This is a genomic window from Streptomyces asoensis (genome assembly GCF_016860545.1).
GTDB lineage: Bacteria > Actinomycetota > Actinomycetes > Streptomycetales > Streptomycetaceae > Streptomyces > Streptomyces asoensis.
On the sequence record NZ_BNEB01000005.1, the window covers coordinates 1,124,194 to 1,144,738 of the forward strand.

General features: G+C 74.2%; 15 protein-coding genes and 1 tRNA gene. 7 read left to right on the forward strand and 9 right to left on the reverse strand.

Annotated features, from left to right (window positions below; all coding sequences use genetic code 11):
• Nucleotides 1-2: 2 nt before the first annotated feature.
• The 5 genes from Saso_RS27975 to Saso_RS27990 all read right to left on the reverse strand — a co-directional run bounded on the left by Saso_RS27975 (nucleotide 3) and on the right by Saso_RS27990 (nucleotide 3,804).
• Complete coding sequence (locus Saso_RS27975; protein ID WP_189924185.1) at nucleotides 3-899, reverse strand: glutathione S-transferase C-terminal domain-containing protein; 897 nt, start codon at nucleotides 897-899, stop codon at nucleotides 3-5.
• 149 nt (nucleotides 900-1,048) lie between these two features.
• A complete protein-coding gene (locus tag Saso_RS39145; protein ID WP_351007773.1) occupies nucleotides 1,049-1,171 on the reverse strand; it encodes a putative leader peptide in 123 nt (40 codons plus the stop codon).
• A 180-nt stretch (nucleotides 1,172-1,351) separates the two neighbouring features.
• The gene (locus Saso_RS27980) at nucleotides 1,352-1,852 is read right to left on the reverse strand and encodes a DoxX family protein (RefSeq protein ID WP_229901368.1); all 501 of its coding nucleotides are present in this window, start codon (nucleotides 1,850-1,852) and stop codon (nucleotides 1,352-1,354) included.
• A 258-nt stretch (nucleotides 1,853-2,110) separates the two neighbouring features.
• Nucleotides 2,111-3,040, reverse strand: coding sequence for a carbohydrate kinase family protein (locus Saso_RS27985; RefSeq protein WP_189924181.1), 930 nt, complete (start codon nucleotides 3,038-3,040; stop codon nucleotides 2,111-2,113).
• A gap of 89 nt (nucleotides 3,041-3,129) precedes the next feature.
• Nucleotides 3,130-3,804 (reverse strand): class II aldolase/adducin family protein, encoded by a 675-nt coding sequence (locus tag Saso_RS27990; RefSeq protein WP_189924179.1) that lies wholly within the window; start codon nucleotides 3,802-3,804, stop codon nucleotides 3,130-3,132.
• 58 nt (nucleotides 3,805-3,862) lie between these two features.
• Between Saso_RS27990 and Saso_RS27995 the strand changes: the two genes are divergently transcribed.
• From Saso_RS27995 to Saso_RS28010, 4 genes are all read left to right on the forward strand, one after another.
• On the forward strand, nucleotides 3,863-4,555 hold the full coding sequence (locus Saso_RS27995; protein WP_189924177.1) for a TetR family transcriptional regulator: 693 nt from the start codon (nucleotides 3,863-3,865) through the stop codon (nucleotides 4,553-4,555).
• Between the two features lie 326 nt (nucleotides 4,556-4,881).
• The gene (locus Saso_RS28000; protein WP_189924175.1) at nucleotides 4,882-6,186 is read left to right on the forward strand and encodes a chloride channel protein; all 1,305 of its coding nucleotides are present in this window, start codon (nucleotides 4,882-4,884) and stop codon (nucleotides 6,184-6,186) included.
• 223 nt (nucleotides 6,187-6,409) lie between these two features.
• Nucleotides 6,410-7,372 (forward strand): DUF389 domain-containing protein, encoded by a 963-nt coding sequence (locus Saso_RS28005; protein ID WP_189924173.1) that lies wholly within the window; start codon nucleotides 6,410-6,412, stop codon nucleotides 7,370-7,372.
• 92 nt (nucleotides 7,373-7,464) lie between these two features.
• On the forward strand, nucleotides 7,465-7,914 hold the full coding sequence (locus tag Saso_RS28010) for a DUF6325 family protein (RefSeq protein WP_229901367.1): 450 nt from the start codon (nucleotides 7,465-7,467) through the stop codon (nucleotides 7,912-7,914).
• 218 nt (nucleotides 7,915-8,132) lie between these two features.
• Here Saso_RS28010 and Saso_RS28015 read toward each other — a convergent pair whose 3' ends face one another.
• A complete protein-coding gene (locus Saso_RS28015) occupies nucleotides 8,133-8,549 on the reverse strand; it encodes a DUF7144 family membrane protein (protein ID WP_189924171.1) in 417 nt (138 codons plus the stop codon).
• A gap of 330 nt (nucleotides 8,550-8,879) precedes the next feature.
• Between Saso_RS28015 and Saso_RS28020 the strand changes: the two genes are divergently transcribed.
• Entirely contained in the window at nucleotides 8,880-9,164 is a 285-nt protein-coding gene (locus Saso_RS28020; RefSeq protein ID WP_189924169.1) for an SHOCT domain-containing protein, read from the forward strand.
• A gap of 123 nt (nucleotides 9,165-9,287) precedes the next feature.
• Here Saso_RS28020 and Saso_RS28025 read toward each other — a convergent pair.
• Nucleotides 9,288-9,361 (reverse strand) — tRNA-Pro (locus Saso_RS28025).
• A gap of 44 nt (nucleotides 9,362-9,405) precedes the next feature.
• A complete protein-coding gene (locus Saso_RS28030) occupies nucleotides 9,406-10,839 on the reverse strand; it encodes an MFS transporter (RefSeq protein ID WP_189924167.1) in 1,434 nt (477 codons plus the stop codon).
• Nucleotides 10,840-10,962: 123 nt separating this feature from the next.
• Here Saso_RS28030 and Saso_RS28035 point away from each other — a divergent pair, with 123 nt between their 5' ends.
• Complete coding sequence (locus Saso_RS28035) at nucleotides 10,963-11,541, forward strand: TetR/AcrR family transcriptional regulator (protein WP_189924164.1); 579 nt, start codon at nucleotides 10,963-10,965, stop codon at nucleotides 11,539-11,541.
• A 9-nt stretch (nucleotides 11,542-11,550) separates the two neighbouring features.
• On the opposite strand, the gene Saso_RS28040 is transcribed toward Saso_RS28035, so the two are convergent.
• Nucleotides 11,551-12,753: a serine hydrolase domain-containing protein gene (locus Saso_RS28040; RefSeq protein WP_189924160.1), complete on the reverse strand. Its 1,203-nt coding sequence runs from the start codon at nucleotides 12,751-12,753 to the stop codon at nucleotides 11,551-11,553.
• 585 nt (nucleotides 12,754-13,338) lie between these two features.
• Between Saso_RS28040 and Saso_RS28045 the strand changes: the two genes are divergently transcribed.
• The gene (locus Saso_RS28045) at nucleotides 13,339-20,517 is read left to right on the forward strand and encodes a type I polyketide synthase (protein WP_189924156.1); all 7,179 of its coding nucleotides are present in this window, start codon (nucleotides 13,339-13,341) and stop codon (nucleotides 20,515-20,517) included.
• Nucleotides 20,518-20,545 lie beyond the last annotated feature (28 nt).

Here is a 20,545-nt window from a genome sequence, read left to right on the forward strand (position 1 = left end):
GCTCACGGCCGTTCGACCTGCGGCCGGACCGTCGTCACCTCTGCCGTGTGGGTCTTCCAGTCCAGGATCTGGACGGCGGCGCCGGCTGCCTCCAGGCCCTGGCAACGGGCGTGGTGGCGGCGGGCGATGGCGTCCAGGTCGAGGTGCGCGCCGAAGGCGGGGTGGGCGGCCAGGCGGCGGGCGTAGGCCCACAGCGCGGGGTGGTCGGCGACGCGGTGCACGGCGGCCGCGTCGAGGTGGTGGCGGTGCACGGTGTCCAGTTGGACCAGCGCCACCCACAACTCCACGTCCGGGGCCGTGATCTGATTGCTGATCAGGTGCGCGTGGGAGCCGAGTCCTCGTTCCAGTACGCCGAGCGTGCCGAGCAGCGTGTCGAGTGCGGCGGCGCGCTCGGCCTCCGGCGCGTCGGCCGCTCCGGCGCGCTGGGCGGCCTCCTCGATGCCCTGGCCGCACATCCGCTCCACGGCCTCGATCTGGGATTCGGCGGCACAGGGGTACAGGGTGGGCCGGCCGCCGCCGAACCTGCGGGCGAGGTCGCGGGCGATGTCGGGTCCGTGGCTGCTGACGATGCGTCCCGACCAGTCGTCGCTGAGCACCGGCGCGAGGGCCGGTCCCGTGTACCGGTGTGCGCTGGCGTCGTAGAGCGGCCGCAGCGCGGAGTGGCCTCCGTCGGCGCAGTCGGGGACGGCGGGCAGGAAGGTGACCGGGCAGGCCCTTTCCAGGCCGAGGAGGCTGTGGGTGACGGCGATGCGCAGACAGTCGGGGTCGGCCGCCGCCAGATGGAGGCGGTAGCGGCGCGGCACCGCGTAGTGGCCGCTGCGCGCGTCGCGCCCGATCCTGCCCCGGAAGGCGGGTGCGGGGCGGGCGGACGGGTGGGCGGCCAGTGGTGTGACGGACATGCTTCTCCCCGGGGGCGGGACGCACGGCGGACGTGCGCGCGGCGGATGCGACGTCGAAGAGGGAGGTGCGGGTCTCGCCCGCGCGTGCCGGGCACGGCCGCGCCCGGGGGGACACCGACGGTGCGGTGCGGCGCGGGGACGGCCCCGGCTCAGCCCTGGTGCCTGATGGCGCTGGAGACGCGCTTCAGGTCGATGTGACGACGGGAGGTGAGAAGGGGTGACGACCACACCGTGCGGCTCGCCCGGCCGGTGACCGGCTCCTGTCGCCCCATTGTTTCCCTACCCGTTCACTAGGATTCCCGGATCGAGTGTCGATCCCGCCCGGAGTCTCCGTCAAGGGGGCGTCCACCAGGTGAGTACCGCGGGGGCGGCGGGCAGGCCACGGGGGCGCCGGAGGGGTGCGGGACCGGCGCCCCGGAGGGGTACGGGACCGGCGCGCCGCGGTCCCTTCCTCAGCCCTCCTGCCGGGGGCGCCAGAACACGGCCAGCAGTCCGGCCGTCGCGACGACGCCCACCCCGAGGACCACACCGGCGCCCGTCCATCCGCTCACGTCGATGCCGGCGGCCTCGTCCACCGCGTATTCCCCGGGGCCCCACGCGCCCAGCGCCACCGCCAGGACGCCCAGGACGAGGACGTACTCGTAGCCCTCCTTGAAGACGAAGAAGCCGTTGCGGCGGTGCGCGAGCAGGCCCGCCACCAGCATCACGGAGAGCACCGCCGCGCACGCCAGCGGAGTGAGGAAGCCGGCCAGCAGCAGGGCGCCCGCGCCGAGTTCGGTGAGGACGCTGAGCCACGCCTGGAGTCTCGGACGGGTCAGCCCCAGCCCGCCGAACCAGCCGGCGGTGCCCGCTATACCGCCGCCCCCGCGCCAGTGGTTCCAGCCGTGCGCCAGCATCACCGCACCCAGCACGATCCGTACGAGCAGCAGCGCGGTGTCCGAAGCCTCGCCCATGGCCATGTCCCCTTCTGCGTCGGAAGCGTCCGGACGCCGGGCGCGCGCTCGGCGACGAAGGCGAGCGCGCGCGGGTGCCGGACGTGAGCGGTCGGGCGTACGCCGGTGGTGCGCCCCGCGTCCGCCTGCTCGTGGCGTACCACCCGCGGGGCCCGCCTGAACATGGACACGGCAGGCGCGAGTCTTTCCGGCCCGTCCGCCGCCGCTCCCGCACGGCGGTCGTCCGCCACTCCCCCGCCGCGCCGGCGGCCCGTCGGGTCAGGTCCGCGGCTTGGCCGTCGCGGCGAACGCGTCGGCGGCCGCGAGATCGAAGTCGCCGTGGTCGCTGCCGAGCCCCTGCGCGACGAGCGCCGCCGCCGCACTGCCGAGCACGGCCGCGTCACCGGGCGTACGGCCGAGGCTCACGCCCCTCAGGTATCCGGCCGAGAAGGCGTCGCCGCACCCGGTGGTGTCGACGACGTCGACCACGAAGGCCGGCACCGGCTCCGCGCCGTCCGCGGTCACCACCAGCGCTCCGTCGCCGCCGCGCGTGACGGCGACGACGCCCGCACCGGCGCCCAGGAGTTTGCGCGCGCCCGTCAGCAGGTCGCTCTCGCCGGTGAAGCCGAGCACCTGGTCCTCGTTGGGCAGCAGATGGTCGATGTGGGGCAGTGCCGCCTCGATCTGCTCGAAGCTGCCGAGGACACCGGGGGCCAGCAGGTCCACGGAGGTACCGACACCGTGCTCCTTGGCGAACGCCAGGATGCGTGCGGCCGCGTCCACCCCGATCAGCTCCGGTCCGCCCAGGTGCAGGTGGTCGGCCTCGGCGAGGGCGTCCCAGGGGACGTCGTCGGGACCGTAGGTGATGTTCGCGCCGAGCAGGTGGAGGGAGGGGCGGTCGCCGTTGGGCCGGATCGGCAGGACGCTCGCGGAGGTGGCCGTGTCGGTGCGCCGCACCAGGAACTCCGTGTCGACGCCCGCGTCTTCCAGCAGCCGCACCAGCAGGTCCCCGGTCGCGTCCGCACCGACGGCGCCCGCGCTGCGCACCCGCGCGCCCAGTTTGGCCAGGGTGAGGGCGGTGCCGCCCGCGGTCCCGGCGGCGGTCATCCTGATGTCGTCGACCAGCGTCGCCCCCTGTCCCTCGGGTATCCCCGCCACCGGCCGCACCAGCACGTCCAGGACGTGCACGCCCATCGTGAAGACCTTCATCGACTGTCCCCCTTCTTCGGCTTCTTCGGCTTCTTCGGCTTCTTCGGCTTCTTAGGCCCCGACGGCCCGGTCGGCCGCGGTCGGCTGTGTCACTGCGCGGGTGGTACGGGGTGGGTGGTGCCGTAGTCACGGGCGATCGCGGCCTCCACCACGGCGAGTTGCTGCCGCTCGTCGAGGACCCGGGGCCGGCCCATGGCCGCCGCGCGCTGGTAGACACCGCAGGCCCATTCGAGGAGCAGCGCGTTCTCGACGGCCGTGTCGAGGGTCGGGGCGTGGGTGACCGCACCATGGTTGGCCAGCAGGGCGGCGCTGCGGCCGTCGAGCGCGGCGAGCACCGCTTCGGCGAGTTCCGGGGTGCCGAAGGTGGCGTAGGGCGCGACGCGGACGGTGCCGCCCAGGGCCAGCAACTGGTAGTGGATACAGGGCAGTTCGTCGAGAACGCAGGAGACCGCGGTGGCCATGGGGGCATGTGTGTGGACGACCGCGCCGGTTCCGTAGCGGCGGTAGACCCCGAGGTGCAGGTCCAGTTCGGAGGTCGGCCGCAGGCTTCCGGCCACGACCTCGCCGCCGAGGTCGACGACGGTCACCTGGTCGGGGGTGAGCGCGGCCAGGACCGCTCCGGTCGCGGTGATCGCGACCCGGTCCCCGGCCCGTACGCTCACGTTCCCGGCCGTACCGATGAGGAGGCCTTCGGCCCCCAGGCGCCGGCAGGCGTCCGCGACGGCGGTCCGCTCCCGATCCATCGCCGAGCTTGAGGCGGTCATGGGCGCGAAGGTAGCGTAAACATGAAACAAAGTCACGTTCAGGTTCGGAGGCAGTTCCTTGGTCCACGCGAGCACCGGACCCGACGGCGGCACCCCGCTGCGCCGCACTCCCCGGCAGGCGCGCAGCAGGGCACGACTGGCCCTCCTGCTGGAGGCGGCGGAACGCATCCTGGTCGGCGAGGGCGTCGAGGCGCTCACCACGACCCGGGTCGCCGCCGAGGCGAAGGTGTCGGTCGGCTCGCTGTACCAGTACCTCCCCGACCGCGACGCGATCATCGACTCCCTCGCGTCGGGGTACTTCGCCCGCCTCGAGGACGTCATGGACGACCTGGTACGCACCGCGGCGCCGGAACAGGGGAAGGGCAAGGAGCAGCGGCAGGGGGAGGAGCAGGGACGGTGGGACGATCCGGTGGGCCTGCTCGTCGACACGTTCGCCCGCGTCTACCGCACCGAACACGGCTTCCGCGCGCTGTGGTTCGGCAGCGGACTGACGGAGCGGACCCGGGCTGCGGACCGGGAGCACAAGCGGCGGATGGCCGACGGGGTCCGCCGGGTGCTGCTCGCGCTCGGCGTCGCCCGCGACGACGCGGCGCTCGCGCGGGCCTGCCACGCCGCGATCCTCGCCGCGGACGCCCTGGCCCAGGAGGCCTTCCGCCGTACGCCGGAGGGCGACGCGGAGCTGCTCGACGAAGCCAAGGCGATGCTGCGCTCCTACCTCACGCAGGTCGTCGCCCGCTACGCGCCCCGGTAGGCGAACTGCGGGTGCCGGCCGAGGAGCTCGACGGGTTCGACGCGCATCCAGTGGGCCCGATCCATCTGGTGCACCTCTTCACCTGACGCCCGTCACCCTGCGGATCCGGCCGCCCCGGACGCCCGGCCGGTGCTCAACCGGAGGGTTTCCGGACGGCACCGCGTGGCTCGCAGGGGCATCGCACGGTCCCGTGAGTACTCTCGCGCTGCTCCACGCCGCGTTGTCCTCATCGAACCGAACCGGAGAGACCCATCGCCGAGCCGCGTCGCGAAGAGGCCGGGACCGCCCCGGGAAACCAGCCGCAGGAAGCCGACCAGCTGAGGGACATGCTGCGTCGCCCCGAGTACCGGCGCGCGCTGGTGTTCTGCGGCCTGGTGGGGATCCCGGTGTCCCTGGCCGCGTTCTGGTTCCTCGTCCTCCTGCACGAACTGGAGCACCTGCTCTGGGTGGACTGGCCGCACCACCTGGGCTGGTCGGATCCCCCCTGGTGGTGGCCGCTGCCGCAGGCCCTGGTGTCGGGTCTGCTCGTCACACTGGTCGTCACGCGCCTGCCCGGCCGGGGCGGGCACATCCCGGCGGCCGGCCTCCACCCGGGCGGGGCGTCCAAGGCCGCGCTGCCCGGTGTGATGATCGCCGCGCTGGCGAGTCTGCCGCTGGGCGCCGTGCTCGGGCCCGAGGCTCCGATGATCGCCCTCGGCAGCGGTCTGATGCTGCTCCTGCGGGATCTCGTCCGCGCCCCGGCGACCGAGGCCGGCACGGCGCTCCTCGGTGCGGCCGGGTCCGCCGCGGCCATCTCCGCGATCTTCGGCAGCCCGCTCGTCGCGGCCGTGCTGCTCATGGAGGTGGCCGGAGTGGGCGGCACCCAGCTCTTCGCCGTGATGCTGCCCGCCCTCCTGGCCAGTGGCGTGGGCGCCATCGTCTTCACCGGCTTCGGGCACTGGACCGGGCTCCAGACCGGAAGCCTCGACATCGGGCTGCCCGCGCCGCCGATCCTGGACACCGGGGACGTGGTGTGGTCGCTCCTGATGGCCGTGGCCGTCGGGGCCGCCATCCACTACGTCATCGTCGGAGGGCGCGTCGTGGCCGGACTCGTCGCCGCGCACCCGTGGCGCAACACGGTGCTCTGCGCACTCGCGGCCGCCGGCTGCGCCGCGCTCTACGCGGTCCTCACCGACCGCTCGCCCTCCGAGGTCTCGCTGTCCGGCCAGAGCACCCTGTCCCAGCTCGCCGCCGACCCCCACGCATGGCCGGTCGGCAGCCTGGTGGCGGTCCTGGTGTTCAAAGCCCTGGCCTACTCGCTCTGCCTGGGCAGCCTGCGCGGCGGTCCCGTCTTCCCCTCGCTGTTCCTCGGCGGCGCGCTGGGCGTGCTGCTGGCGCCGCTGCCCGGGCTCGGTGTGGTGCCGGGCATGGCGGCGGGCATGGCCGCCTCGTCCGCCGCCGCGCTCCGGCTGCCCGTCAGCTGCGTGGTGCTGGTCGTGCTCATCGTGGGCCACCCGGGATCGGTGCCGGTGATCGTGCTGGCCGCGGTCGTGGCGTTCGTGACCACCGAGCTGCTGCCGCAGGGGCCGGGCATCCCCGCCTTCGCCGCGGGGCGGCGTCGGAAGCCTCGTCCGGCGTCCCCGCGGCCATGACGAGGGTGAACGCGGGCTTCTTGGCACGGAGCGTCGGAGTCCTTGCGGCGCGCCCGCCGCACAGGGGACGGCGCAGTGTTCATGGCACACCCGCCGCACGGGGACCGTGCCCCCTGTACGCCGAGTCGCCGGGCCCGCGGGGCGCCGCGTCGGCACGAGGGCGGCCGGGCCGGCAGGGGCCGGGAGCCGGAGGAACGCGCCGTACCGAACCGCGGAGGTCCCGATGGACATGATCCGTGTACGGGCGGTGTGCCCGCCGGACCTCACGGAGCGCGCCATGGCCCTGCTGGGCGCCGAGCCGTGCGTCCTCAACCTCCAGCTCCAGCCGGGCGGCGTCCGCCGTCCCGACGGTGACGCCGTCCAGTGCGACGTCCTGACGGGAGCCGCGAACGAGGTGCTGCGCGGGCTGCGGGACCTCGGCCTCGAACAGCGCGGCTCGATCGTCCTGGACCCGGTGGGCACCGTCTTCTCGGACCGCGCCGCCCGGGTCTGGGCCACCGAACTCGGCGCCCGGCTGCGCGCCCCGGTGTGGGCGCAGGTCGAGGCCCGCATCCGCGCGGAGGGCAGCTATCCCCCGAGCTTCTACCTCTTCCTGGTCATCGCCGGGATCATCGGCGCGGTCGGCATCATCACCAACTCCCAGATCCTCATCGTCGCGGCGATGGTGGTGGGTCCCGAGTACGGCGCCATCACCAGCGTCGCCCTCGGGATCGACAACCGCTCGCGGCCGAGGATCGTGCAGGGACTCGTGGCGCTGCTCGTGGGTTTCGCGCTGGCCGTCGCCGCGACGTTCCTCTTCGCGCTCCTCGTCCGCGCCCTGGAGCTCCAGCCGGAGGCCTTCGAGCTGGGCGTGCGGCCCGTCTCGAACCTGATCAACACCCCCAACTTCTTCTCGGCCGTGGTGGCAGTGCTGGCCGGCGTCGTCGGCATCGTCTCCCTGACGGAGGCCCGCACGAGCGCCCTGCTCGGCGTCTTCATCTCGGTGACCACGATCCCGGCGGGGGCGGACATCGGGGTCTCCGTGGCGTTCGGCAGCTGGGGGGAGGCGCGGGGTTCGCTGTTGCAGCTGCTGCTCAACATCGTCGTCCTGATCGTGGTCGGCACCGGCACGCTCAAGTGCCAGCGGGCCGTCTGGCGGCGGGTGAGCGAACGCCGACAGGGGCGCGTGGCCCGCCGGACCGCGTGAGGACCGTACGGAGATGCGCCCCTGCGGGTCCGATGCTGGAATGAGTTCCGAGGAGGGGGGTTCGAGCGTCGTGACCACCCAGGGGTGAAGCCGTGAGCGATGAATTCGTCGAGATGGGACCGATCGACTACCTGGTCGTCGAGTTCCCGGGGAACCGTATGACCGGCGAGGGGTTCCCCCTGCTGGTCGACCTGGTGGACCGGGGCCTCATCCGGATCCTCGACCTGCTGTTCGTCAGGAAGGACGAGGACGGGTCCGTGGTCGGCATGGAGGTCGCCGACCTCACCGGCGACGGCGCCCTGGACCTGGCGGTCTTCGAGGGCGCGTCCTCGGGCCTGTTGGGCCAGGACGACATCGCGGAGGCGGGCGGCGCTCTGGAGCCCGGCAACTCCGCGGCGATCCTGGTCTACGAGAACCTGTGGGCCGCCCCCTTCGCCGCCGCACTGCGCCGCGGCGGCGCCCAACTGGTCGCCTCCGGGCGGATCCCGGTGCCCGCGGTGCTGGCCGCGCTGGACGACACGGACGCGGGGCGGCCCGCGTAGACGTGGTCGGTGACCGCGCAGAACGTCAGAAGAAAGAAGGGAACTCGTCCGGCCGAATGCACGGCCGGACGAGTTCCCTTGCTTGCCGCTGATGTCACGATGCCGAATTCCCGGACACAGAATTCGATCACACCGATCCGATCACACCGTTCCCCGGTACCGGGAACCGATCGCATCCCGCCGGGACCGGAGTTGTTCGCGGTGTCCCGGATCCGGGACTAATCGCGCCCCGTCCCGATGCACAGCGCCCAGATGACGAAGGCGTCCACGGCGATGAGCACGATGGCCCAGACGGGCTGGTACGGCAGCCACATGAAATTGGCGATCATCGACAGACCCGCCACGGTGATGCCGATTATCCGCGCCCACAGCGCACCCCGGAAGAGCGCGGCACCCGCGAGGACGACCAGCACACCGAGGACCAGGTGGATCCAGCCCCAGCTCGTGAGGTTGAAGTTGTACGCGTAGTTGCCGGTCACGACGAACACGTCGTCCTCGGCGATCGCGGCGATCCCCTGGAAGATCGCCATCAGTCCGCCGAAGATCATCATGACCCCGGCGAAGCCGGTCCAGCCGGACACCCATGCTCCGCCGCTCGCCGATCCGTGCCGGTGATGCATTCCGGTTGCGGTCATCTCGGGCTCCTCCCGCCTGAAGCGCGCCACGGAGATGTGGCCGTTCGGTTGCCCAGATATCAGCTTGCCACGGGAATCACCGACCGGCAGCGCACAGCAATTCCCCCGGAACGGCCCACCGCAATGCACGCCGGACGGCTCACCGGCCGAGGTGCGCGGGGCATACGGAGGTGGTGCAATGGAGAGGTCAGGTGCGCCCGGAATCACGCACCCGCCGCAGGCGTCGACAGCCCGGCGTCTTCTCCGTTCCCCTCGCATCTCCCCCGCAGTTCCCCTTGATTCCTCGGTTCCTCGTAGTTCTCCGTAGTTCCGGCGAGAAAGGAAACCACCGTGCCAGGTCTCCTCCGCGGGGTCGCCCGCACAGCCGTGGTGGCCGGTACGGCGACCGCGGTGTCGAACCGGGTCTCGCGCCGCCAGCAGGGGCGCTGGGCCCAGCAGGAATACCAGCAGGCCGCACCGCAGCCGGCGCCGGCCGCGGCCGCACCCCAGGCCCCGCCGCCGCCCGACATGACGAGCAAGATCGACCAGCTCAAGCAGCTCGGCGAACTCAAGGCGCAAGGCGTCCTCACCGAGGCCGAGTTCGAGGACCAGAAGCGCAGGATCCTCGAGTCCTGAAGGCGCGCGTTCAGCGGCAGCGCAGGACCGGAGCGTGCGGAGGCGGAGCGCCGGAGCGCGCACACAGCGAGAGGCCGTACCGGAGTGTCTCCGGTACGGCCTCTGGCCTGCGACTTCGCAAAGTCGGGACGACAGGATTTGAACCTGCGACCCCTTGACCCCCAGTCAAGTGCGCTACCAAGCTGCGCCACGTCCCGAGGCGTTGCCGCCGCGGTGAGCTGCGGTAACGCGCAGGGAGAGCTTAGCGCACGGGGGTGGGTGCGGCGGTCGGCACCTGCGGTGCGGCCGGGTCCGGCAGGGGGGCTGCGGCACGGCGGACGGGGACCAGCAGCGCGGCGAGGGCGGCGGCCAGACAGAGCACGGCGAGCAGGGTGAAGCCGTGTGTGTAGCCGGAGCCGTAGGGCAGGCCGGACGGCTGGAGGCGGCCCGTGACCAGGACCCCGGTGACGGCGGCGCCGATGGATCCGCCGATGGTGCGGATGTTGGCGTTCATACCGGTGGCGGCGCCGGTCTGGCCCGCGGGGACGCTGCCCACGATCAGGTTGGCCATCGAGGCGAAGGCGAGGCCGATGCCGAGGCCGAACACGCCGGCCACGAGGGCGACCTGCCACTGCTCGTCGTGCCAGAGGGCGAGGAAGCCCAGGGCGACGGCGCCGAGCGCGGCGCCGGCCGTGAGCAGCGCCTTGGCGCCCACCCGGGGTTCGAGGCGCCCGCTGAGCACCCCGGAGACGAACATGGCGAGCAGCATCGGCAGCATGAGGAGCCCGGAGGTGGTGACACTCGCGCCGAAGCCGTACCCGGCCGTCGACGGGGTCTGCACGAAGCCGGGCAGGAAGGACCAGATCGCGTACATGCCCGCGCCGAACAGGAGGGCGGCGAGGTTGGTGGTCCACACGGCGGGCAGGCGCATGATGCGCAGGTCGATCAGCGGGGTGCGGGAGCGGGCCTCGGTGCGCAGCCACAGCGCGAACAGGGCGACGGCCAGGGCGAACAGGCCGATCACCCGTGCGGAGCCCCAGCCCCAGCCGCCGGCCTGGCTGAGCGGGAGCAGCAGGGCGACCAGCCAGCCCGACAGGAGCACGGCGCCGAGCCAGCTGACCCTGCCCTCGGCGCGGTCGGGCGACTCGGGCACATAGCGCACGGCGATGAGCGTGGCGGCGGCGACGATGCCGACGGGGATCCAGAACAGCCAGCGGTAGTCGAGCGCGGAGACGATCGGTCCGGCGGCGACCATGCCGACGCCGCCGCCCGCGGCGATCACCGCGGACAGGTTGCTGATGCTGCCGGGCACCCGGGAGGGGGCGAACTCGTCCCGGATGATGCCGAAGGAGAGCGGGAACAGCGCGCCGCCGACGCCCTGGACCACCCGGGCGAGGATCAGCACGCCGATGTTCGGCGCGAGGGCGGCGAGGAGACAGCCGGCCAGGACGGCGAGGAGGACGCCGACGAGGGTGCGCTTCTTGCCGGCCAGGTCGCCGACCCGGCCGAGGATCGGCGTGAAGACGGAGGCGGACAGCAGGTACGCGGTCATCACCCAGGTCGCGGTGGACTGCGAGGTGTGCAGCGCGTGCTGCACGGTCGGCAGGGCCGGGGCTATGAGTGACTGGAGCATGGAGAACACGCCGGCACCGGTCGCGAGGACCGCGAAGGTGAGGCGCGTGGACGAGCGGGGCATGACGGACCTCTCGGAAGGACCCGGAAAGAGGAGGAGGGGCCTCGGACTGTTAAAGTGGAGGCACTCCTCCACTGTAGCGGAGGCACCCCTCCGGTTCAACCGGTTCACGCCAGGGAGGCAGCAGTGCCGGCTCAGCCGTTCCCCGTCAGCGAGATCGTCGCGGCCCAGCGCCCGGTCCGTAAGGACGCGGCCCGCAACTACGACGCGCTGCTGGCCGCCGCGCGCGAGGCGTTCGCCGAGCACGGCGCGGAGGCGTCCCTGGAGGACATCGCCCGGCGCGCGGGAGTGGGCATCGGCACCCTGTACCGGAACTTCCCGACCCGCCGGTCCCTGTTCGAGAGCGTGTACGCGGACGAGGTCAACGCGTTGTGCCGGTCGGCCGTGGAGTTCGCGGACCTGGAACCGTGGGAGGCGCTGACCGCCTGGCTGGAGCGGTTCGCCGGCTACATGGTCACCAAGCGGGCGGTGCGCGAGGCGCTGGAGGACGAGTCGGAGATCTTCCAGGCCTGCCGTGAGTCGATGTACGCGGCGGGCGGCCCGCTGTTCGAGCGGACCCAGCGGGCGGGGGCCGCCCGCCGGGACATGGACTTCGGCGATCTGCTGCGGCTCGTCGCCGGGGTCACCGCGACGGCCTTCGTGGACGACGCCCAGCGCGACCGCGTCCTGGCCATCGCCCTGGACGGGGTGCGCGCCGGGCGCTGAGCGGGCGACTCAGCCGAACAGCGGGTGCTCCGGGTCCAGCAGGTCCGCGATCCGTTCGGTGATCGTCTGGGCGGTGTTGCCGTCGGGGGCGTCCGGGCCCACCGTCGTGGACACCGCGATGGACAGCCGCTTGTGCGGCTCGTACGCCATCACGGCCGCGTAGCCGAAGAAGGACGGGTTCTGCACGACCCAGCCGTTCCTCACGATGACGCCGATGCCGAAGTGGAAGTCCTCGGTCATCGGCAGGCAGACCGTCGCGGGGCAGGTGGCGGTCTGGTGTCCGAGGCCGACCGTGCCGGGGTCCAGCTGGGTGCGGAAGGCGCGCCTGGAGAGCAGTTCGCCCGAACCGACGGCCTGACCGGAGCGCGCCAGGTCGCAGATGTCCTGGGTGAGGACCGCGCCGGGAGCGGTGGTCCACGAGGGGTTCCAGTAGGTGGACTCCTCGTAGGTGCCGCGTTCGTCGTCGTAGGCGTGCAGCACCGGCGGCGGGATCAGGGCGGTGTCGTTGCTGCGGGTGTTGCGCAGCCCGAGGGGGTTCATCACCCGCTCGCGCAGGAGGCGGTCGAGCGGGGTGCCGGAGATCTTCTCCAGGGCGCGGCCGAGGAGGACGAAGTTGGCGTGCGAGTAGCTCCAGTTGGTGCCCGGCCGGTACCACAGGGGGTGACTGAGGGAGATCCCGACGACCTCTTCCGGGGTCCAGTGCTGCCACGGGTCGGCGTAGAGCTTCTTCAGGAAGAGCGGATCGGTGACGTAGTCGTGCAGCCCCGAGGTCGAGTCGCCGAGCATGCGCAGGGTGATCTCGTCACCGTGCGGCAGGTCGGGCAGCCAGCGGGAGACCGGGTCGTCGAGGCGGGCCTTGTGCTCCTGGACGAGCTGGAGCAGCACCGTGCCCATGAAGGCGATGCCGACCGAGCCCGTCCTGAAGTGCTGGGCGGGGGTGGCGGGCACGTCCGTGAGGGACTGCCCGACCGCTCCGGTGACCAGCTCGCGCCCGTCGACCGTGACCTTGAACAGGGCGGCCTTGAGGTCGAGTTCCTTGCGGGCCGCGCGGACGAGGGCGAGCACCTCGCGCGCCTGGCCCCGCGGCGCGCGGGTGGCGGCGCAGGCCCGGTCGTGGTGACCGGGTCCGGCGGCCGCGGCCGCGGCGGCCGTCTGAAGGGTCGAGGCGAGGAGGGCGGCGGCGCACAGCAGCGCCGTACGAGTACGCGTCATACGCGCACTATGAGCTGATCTTCATACCGGTCCGACGGGCAACACTCCGGACTCCGCCGCCCGGGACCCGTACGGCCCTCGGCGCCCTGCGCCGAACGGGCCGGGCCGCACCGGCGCGGACCCCGCTCCGCCCGGACCTGCGGATCCGGCGACGAAACAAGGATTCTTCCGGCACGAGCCCTTCCCGGTCACTCCGGGAGCGGTACACGGAATTTCCCCGGCCGCCCCGTCGGTGCCGGGAATGTGCGTTCCGATCCGGACATGCGGTCCAGAGGAACCCATTTCCTGCGTTCGTTCATGTTTCTACAGTGTGAGTGGGGGGTGAACGGGGCCGGCCCCGAAAGGAATTCATCCGATTTCCTACGCCCTGGCCCCCGTCCACGACTGACCGGATCGTTGCGGCTGGTCACCGGCCGATCGTTCGAACGTTGACCAGTGAGTAACCAGCGCACTACCTTCAACGCGTTTCGAGCACGCGCTTCAGAACGGCGTTCCGCGGTGGTCCTGTGCCCGCTGGAATCCGGTGAGCCGCCTTTGTTGTCCCGAACCCCCCACCGTGCAGTCTCACCTTGATTCGGAGAATCAATGACGTCCGCTGTGCGTTCCGAGGACATGATCATCGGCATCACTCCTTTCGGGGAACCCGATGCCGGGCTCGCCCTGGCCGTCGGCCGGGCCGGCGGACTCGGCGTACTGGACCTCGGATCCGGTGACCGAAGATCGCGCGAGGCGCTCTCCCGGATGCGCCGCGCGTCCCCCGGCGGGTTCGGGGTCCGGATCGGCGCGCACTGCCGGCTCGACCCCGCCGACCTGGAGCCAGACGGCCCGCACACCGTGGTGGTGGGCGCGTGGCCGGCCGGCGCCCCGGGGACCTCGGACACCGCCGCGACCCTCCGGTCGATCGCCGCCCTGGCGGAGCGCCACCGGGTGCTGGCCGAGGTCACGGACCTGGCGGGCGCGCTCGACGCGCTGGGCGCCGGGGCGCACGGGCTGATCGCCCGCGGCGCCGAGTGCGGCGGACCGATCGGCGAACTGAGCACCTTCGTCCTGCTCCAGCAGCTCCTCGCGGCACCCGGGGTGACCTCGCCGGTGTGGGCGTGCGGCGGCATCGGACCGCACACGGCCGCCGCGGCGGTGGCCGGCGGCGCGGCAGGTGTCGTCCTGGACAGCCAGCTCGCGCTGCTCGCCGAGTCGGCGCTGACCGGGCCCGCCGCCGCGACCCTGCGCACCCTCGACGGCTCCGAGACCGTTGTCCTCGCCGGACACCGGGTCCTGCGCCGTCGCGGCCCGGACGCCCCGCGGCCCGCGCGTGACGCGGGGCCGCACGACGTGGCGGCGCTGCTGGGCGCCCGGGACCCGCGCACCCAGCTGCTCCCGGTCGGCCAGGACGGCTTCCTCGCGGCCCGGTTCGCCGAACGCTGGGGCGATGTGCGCAGGAGCGTGCGGGCGCTGCGGGACGCCGTCCTGGACGCCCTGCGCGACGACACCGCCTCACGGGCGCTGCGGTCCGGGTCCCCGATGAGCCGGGCGCTCGGCACCCGGCTGCCCGTGGCGCAGGGGCCGATGACCCGGGTGAGCGACGGGGCCCCGTTCGCCGCGGCGGTGGCCCGCGACGGGGCGCTGCCCTTCCTCGCCCTGGCCCTGGCGGACGGCGCGCGGACCCGGGCGATGCTCGCCGAGACCCGGGACGCGGTGGCCGGCCTGCCCTGGGGGGTGGGCGTGCTCGGCTTCGCGCCGGAGGACGTGCGCACCGCGCAGCTGGAAGCCGTACGGGAGCTGCGGCCGACGCACGCGATCATCGCGGGCGGACGCCCTTCCCAGGCGCAGGCGCTGGAGCGGGACGGCATCCGCACCTTCCTGCACGTGCCGTCGCCGGGGCTGCTGCGGCAGTTCCTGGAGGCCGGGGTGCGCCGGTTCGTCTTCGAGGGCTCCGAGTGCGGCGGGCACGTCGGCCCCCGGGCCGGCTTCGCGCTCTGGGAGGCCCAGCTGGCGGTCCTGGAGGACTTCTCGGCCGTCCACGGAGCCGACGGCCTGGAGGTGTTCTTCGCGGGCGGAGTGCACGACGAGCGGTCCGCCGCGATGGTCGCCGCGCTGGCCGCCCCGCTCACCGCGCGCGGCGCGGCCGTGGGCCTGCTGATGGGCACCGCGTACCTGTTCACCGAGGAGGCCGTCGCCCACGGCGCCATCCGGCCGCTGTTCCAGCGGCAGGTCGTGGACGCCGAGCGCACCACCCTGCTGGAGTCGGCGCCGGGCCACGCCACCCGCTGTCTGCCGAGCCCGTTCGCCGCCGGCTACCGCGAGCAGGAGAGGCGGCTGCGCGCGGAGGGCGCCGGGGACCGGCAGACCTGGGAGGCCCTGGAGCGGCTCAACGTCGGACGGCTGCGCATCGCGAGCAAGGGCGTCACCCGGGACCCCGACGGCGCCCTCGCCCCGGTCGACGAGCGGCGCCAGCTCGCCGAGGGCATGTTCATGGCCGGGCAGGTGGCGGTGCTGCGCTCGGCGACCACCACGCTCGCGGCGCTGCACACGTCCGTGACGGAAGGTGCGGCCGTTCAACTCTCTGAGCGTGCGGCCGAGTCGGGCGCGGTGGAGCCGCAGCGGGAGCCCGCCGTCCCGGCCCCGTTGGACGTCGCCGTCGTCGGGATGGCCTGCATGTTCCCGCAGGCGCCCGACCTGCCCGCCTTCTGGGCCAACGTGGTGGGGGGCGTCGACGCGGTCGGCGAGGTGCCGGCCGACCGCTGGGACCCGGCCGTCCACCACGGCACGTCGACCCCGTCCAAGTGGGGCGGCTTCCTCCCCCGCATCCCCTTCGACCCGCTGCGGTACGGCATCCCGCCCACGTCGCTCGGCAGCATCGAGCCCGTGCAGCTGCTCTCCCTGGAGGCGGCCCGGCGCGCCCTGGAGGACGCCGGGTACGGCGACGGCGAACGGGACTTCGACCGCTCCCGCACCTCGGTGGTGTTCGGCGCGGAGGCGGGCAGCGACCTGTCGAACGCGGCCACGCTGAGGGCGGTGCTGCCCTCCTTCCACGGTTCCGTGCCGGCCGGACTGGACGAGCAGCTGCCACGGCTCACCGAGGACTCCTTCCCCGGCATGCTCGCCAACGTCATCTCCGGCCGGATCGCCAACCGGCTCGACCTCGGCGGCGCCAACTACACCGTCGACGCCGCCTGCGCCTCCTCGCTGGCCGCGGTGGACGTCGCCTGCAAGGAGCTGTCCGGCGGGACCTCCGACCTGGTGCTGTGCGGCGGCGCCGACCTGCACAACGGCATCAACGACTACGTGCTGTTCTCCTCCGTGCACGCCCTCTCCCCCACCGGCCGCTCCCGCGCCTTCGACGCCTCGGCGGACGGCATCGCCCTCGGCGAGGGCGTGGCCTGCCTCGTCCTCAAGCGGCTCGCGGACGCCGAACGCGACGGCGACCGGGTCTACGGCGTGATCAAGGGCCTCGGCTCCTCCAGCGACGGACGGTCCCTGGGCCTCACCGCGCCCCGGCCCGAGGGCCAGCGCACCGCTCTGGAACGCGCCTACCGCAACGCGGGCGTCTCCCCCGCCGACGTCGGTCTGGTCGAGGCGCACGGCACCGGGACCGTCGTCGGCGACCGCACCGAACTGCGTGTCCTCGGCGAGGTGTTCGCCGGGGCCGGGGCGGCACCCGGCTCCTGTGTCATCGGCTCGGTGAAATCGCAGATCGGGCACACCAAGTGCGCCGCCGGACTCGCCGGGCTGATCAAGACGCTGCTCGCCCTGCACACCGGCGTCCGGCCCCCCACCCTGCACGTCGAGGCGCCCAACGCCGCCTGGGACGCGGAGCGGAGCCCCTTCGCCTTCCACGCGCGGGCCCGGCCCTGGGCGGCGCCACCCGGGGAACGGATCGCCGGGGTCAGCGCGTTCGGCTTCGGCGGCACCAACTTCCATGTGGTGGTGAGCGCGCACGCCGGCGGAACGCCACCGGTGCGGGGACTGGACGCCTGGCCGGCCGAACTGTTCGTCTTCCGCGGGCGGGACGCCGCCGCGGCCCGGCGCGCGGTGGACGAACTCCTCGCGGCGGCGCAGGCGCAGGGCGCCCGCTGGCGTCTGCGCGACCTGGCGCTGAGCGCGGCACGCCGGTCGGACGCGAGCGGGGAACCGGCGTGGATCGCGGTCGTGGCGACCGATGTGGACGACCTGGTGGACAAGTTGCGGCGGCTGTCGGGCGATCCGGCCGGGCTCGACGCCGTGCGCGGGATCCACCGGGCCACGCCCGGTGAACCCGGTGACGGCAAGGTCGCGTTCCTCTTCCCGGGGCAGGGCAGCCAGCGCACCGGCATGCTCGCCGACCTCTTCGTCACCTTCCCGGAGCTGCGCCCCTACCTGGAGCTGGGACGCGCCCACGCGGACGCGCTGTATCCGCCGGCCGCGTTCGACGACGCCGTGCGCGACCGTCAGCAGGCCGCGCTGACCGACACCCGGGTGGCGCAGCCGGCCCTCGGTGTCGCCGGGCTCGCCGCGCACGCCGTGCTCGGCGCCGCCGGGGTCGTCCCGGACATGGCCGCCGGGCACAGCTACGGCGAGCTGGTCGCCCTGTGCGCGGCCGGCGCCCTGAGCCCGGAAACCCTGCTGGAGCTGAGCGCGGAGCGGGCGGCGGCGATCCTGGCCGCCGCGGGCGTGACCGGGCCGGCCGGGGCGAGCGGGTCCGGCGGGGAGGCGGAGGCCGCCGGCGGGGATCCCGGGACGATGGCCGCCGTGGCCGCCGGCGCCGAGGACGTGGTGCGGGCGCTGCGGACGGCGGGGGCGCCGGACTCCGTGGTCGTCGCCAACCGCAACTCGCCCGAGCAGACGGTGATCTCGGGCCCGACGGACGCCGTCACCGAGACCGTACGGCTGCTGCGCGAGGCGGGTCTGGGGGCCAAGCGCATCCCCGTCGCCTGCGCGTTCCACAGCCCGCTGGTCGCCGGTGCCGCCGACCGGTTCGCCGAGGCGCTGGCGGCCCGGCCCGTGCACGCGCCCGAGTTCCCCGTGTGGTCCAACCGCACCGCGGCGCCGTACCCCGGGGAACCGGACGCCGTACGGGCCGCGCTCGCCGCCCAGATCGGGGCCCCGGTCGCCTTCGCCGAGCAGATCGAGGCGATGTACGAGGCGGGTGCGCGCGTCTTCGTGGAGGCCGGTCCCGGGTCGGTGCTCACCAGGCTGGTCGGGCAGATCCTCGGCGACCGTCCGCACCGCGCGGTGGCCTGCGAGCCCCGCCCCGGCGGCGGTCTGCGCGACTGGCTCGACGCCCTGGCCCGGCTCGCCGTCGCGGGCCGGCCGGTCCGCACGGAGTGGCTGCTGCGCGGCCGGGACGCCGTGGACGCGGTACGCACGCCCGTGCCCGCGCGCCCCGGCTGGACGGTCGACGGGCACCTGGTCCGCACCGCCGACGGCGCCCTCCTGCCGGGCGCGCTCGCACCGGCCCGACGAGTCGTGGAACCCATCGAGAGGACCGTGGCGACTGTGACGACGAACCCACCGCACGGCGTCCCGTCCGACCGGGACGCGCTGATCTCCGAGTTCCTGCGCACCAGCCGGGAGATGATCGCCGCCCAACGGGACGTGCTGCTCACCTACTTCGGCGCCGCGCCGGGCGCGCGGCCCGCCCCCGTCGCGGGGCCCGCGCAGGTGATCCAGGCGCTGCCCACCGTGCCCGCCGGACAACCGGCGGTGCCCGCCGCCGCGCCGGACCGGGAGCAGGCCCCGGTGCCGCGGACGCCTGCCGACGGGGACTCCGCCCCGCCCGGGCCGGACGGGCCCACCGGACCGGCCGACGTGCTGCGGATCGTGCTGGAGATCATCAGCGAACGCACCGGCTACCCCGTGGACATGATCGAGCCCGACCTCGACCTCGAGGCCGACCTGAGCATCGACTCCATCAAACGCGCCGAGATCGCGGGCGAGCTGGCCAGGCGCCTGGGCTCGGCGGCCGGTGCGGACCTCGCCTCGCTGGACGACGACGCGCTGGAGGAACTGGCGAAGGCGCGCACGGCCGCCGCGGTGACCGACTGGCTGACGGCCCGGCTGACCGCGCCGGACGGCCCCGACGGACCGGACCCGGTGCACACGCCGGACGCCCCGGGCGCACCCGCCGCCTCGCCCGCTCCCCCGCACACGCCTCCCGCGGATCACCCCGGCCGGCCCGTGCCGGCCACGGCGGGCCCGGGGGCCGGGGAAGCCGCGGAGACCGGGGAGGCCTCGGTGCCGGCGTCCGGGGGCGCGCCGGAGGTGTCCGGTGAACCTCCCAGGAGGTACGTCCTGCGGCCGGTCCTGCTCGACGGCGCGACAGGCGACCGGGGCGGCGAACGGGCCGGTGACCTGACGGGCGCCGGCGCCGCCCAGGACTGCGCCCCGACCGCCGTGCTCGCGGGCACCCGGTGGATCCTGCTGGGCGAGGCCCCCGAGACCGCGGCCCGGCTGCTGTCCTACGGCGCGCAGGTCGCCGTACGGGCACGGGACCACCTGGTGACGGAGGCGGACGGGCCCGTGGACGGCGTGCTCCATCTCGGGGCGCTCGCGGACGGGGGCGACGGCCCCGTGCTGCCGGACGCCTTTCCCGTCCTGAAGGCGGCCCTGGCGAGCGGTCCGCGCACGCTGCTGTGCGTCCGCGGCGCCGACGACGGGGCACCCGACGCCCGGACGGCGGGACTGCGCGGCCTGTTCAGGACCGTGGTGCGCGAGTACCCGCGGACCGCGGCCCGGCTCGTCGAACTCGCCGACGTCTCGCCCACCGCCGTCGCGGACGCCGTGGCCGCGGAGGCCGTCGCGCCCGACCGCCTCCCGGTGGTGCTGCGGACCGCGGCCGGCCGGCACGGCTTCGAGCTGGTGGAGGCGCCGCTCGGGACGCTGGGCAGCACGGGCGCCGGACCGGCCGGGGACGGCGCGGCCGAGGCGGCGGCGCTGGGACTGGACCGGGACTCGGTGGTGCTGCTCGCGGGCGGCGCGCGGGGCATCACCGCGCAGTTCGCCGCAGCGCTCGCCGGTGCCGCCCGCTGCCGGCTGGAACTGCTGGGCCGCACCCCCGCGCCGGACGGCCCCGAGGCCGCGGACACGGCGGCCGCCCGCACCCCGGCCGAACTGCGGGCCGTGCTCGCGGCCCGCGGCGGCGGCACCCCGGCGGACATCAACCGGGCGGCCGCGCTGCTGCTGGCCCAGCGGGAGATCACGGCCACGCTCGCCGAAGTGGCGGCGCTCGGCGGCCGGGCCCGGTACCGCTGCGTCGACTTCCGGGAGCCCGGGGCGGTCCTCCAGGCCGTGAAGGAGATCCACGCCGAGCACGGCCGGCTGGACGGCGTGGTGCACGCCGCCGGAGTGATCGAGGACAAGCTCGTCGCGGAGAAGACCGCCGAGTCCTTCCAGCGGGTCTACGCCACCAAGGCGACCGGCGCGGACGCCCTGCTCACCGCGCTCGCGGACCTGTCCACCGCGCCCGCGTTCACCGTGCTGTTCGGCTCCGTCTCGGCCGTCCTCGGCAACCGGGGCCAGGTGGACTACGCGGCCGCCAACGACGCGCTGGAGACCCTCGGCGCGGCGTTCGCCGCCCGCACCGGGCACCGCGCGCTGACCGTGCACTGGGGGCCGTGGGCGCCCGCGCCCGGACACGCCGGCATGGTGGGCGCGGAGCTGGCCCGCGCCTACGCGAGGCGCGGGGTCGGGCTGATCGATCCCGAGGAGGGGACCGCGGCGCTGCTGCGGGAGCTGGCCTGGGGCGACGAGTCCGCCACGGCCGTCGTCTACACCGCCTCGGGCTGGTGACCGCGCGGTGATGTCACCCCGACAGGGC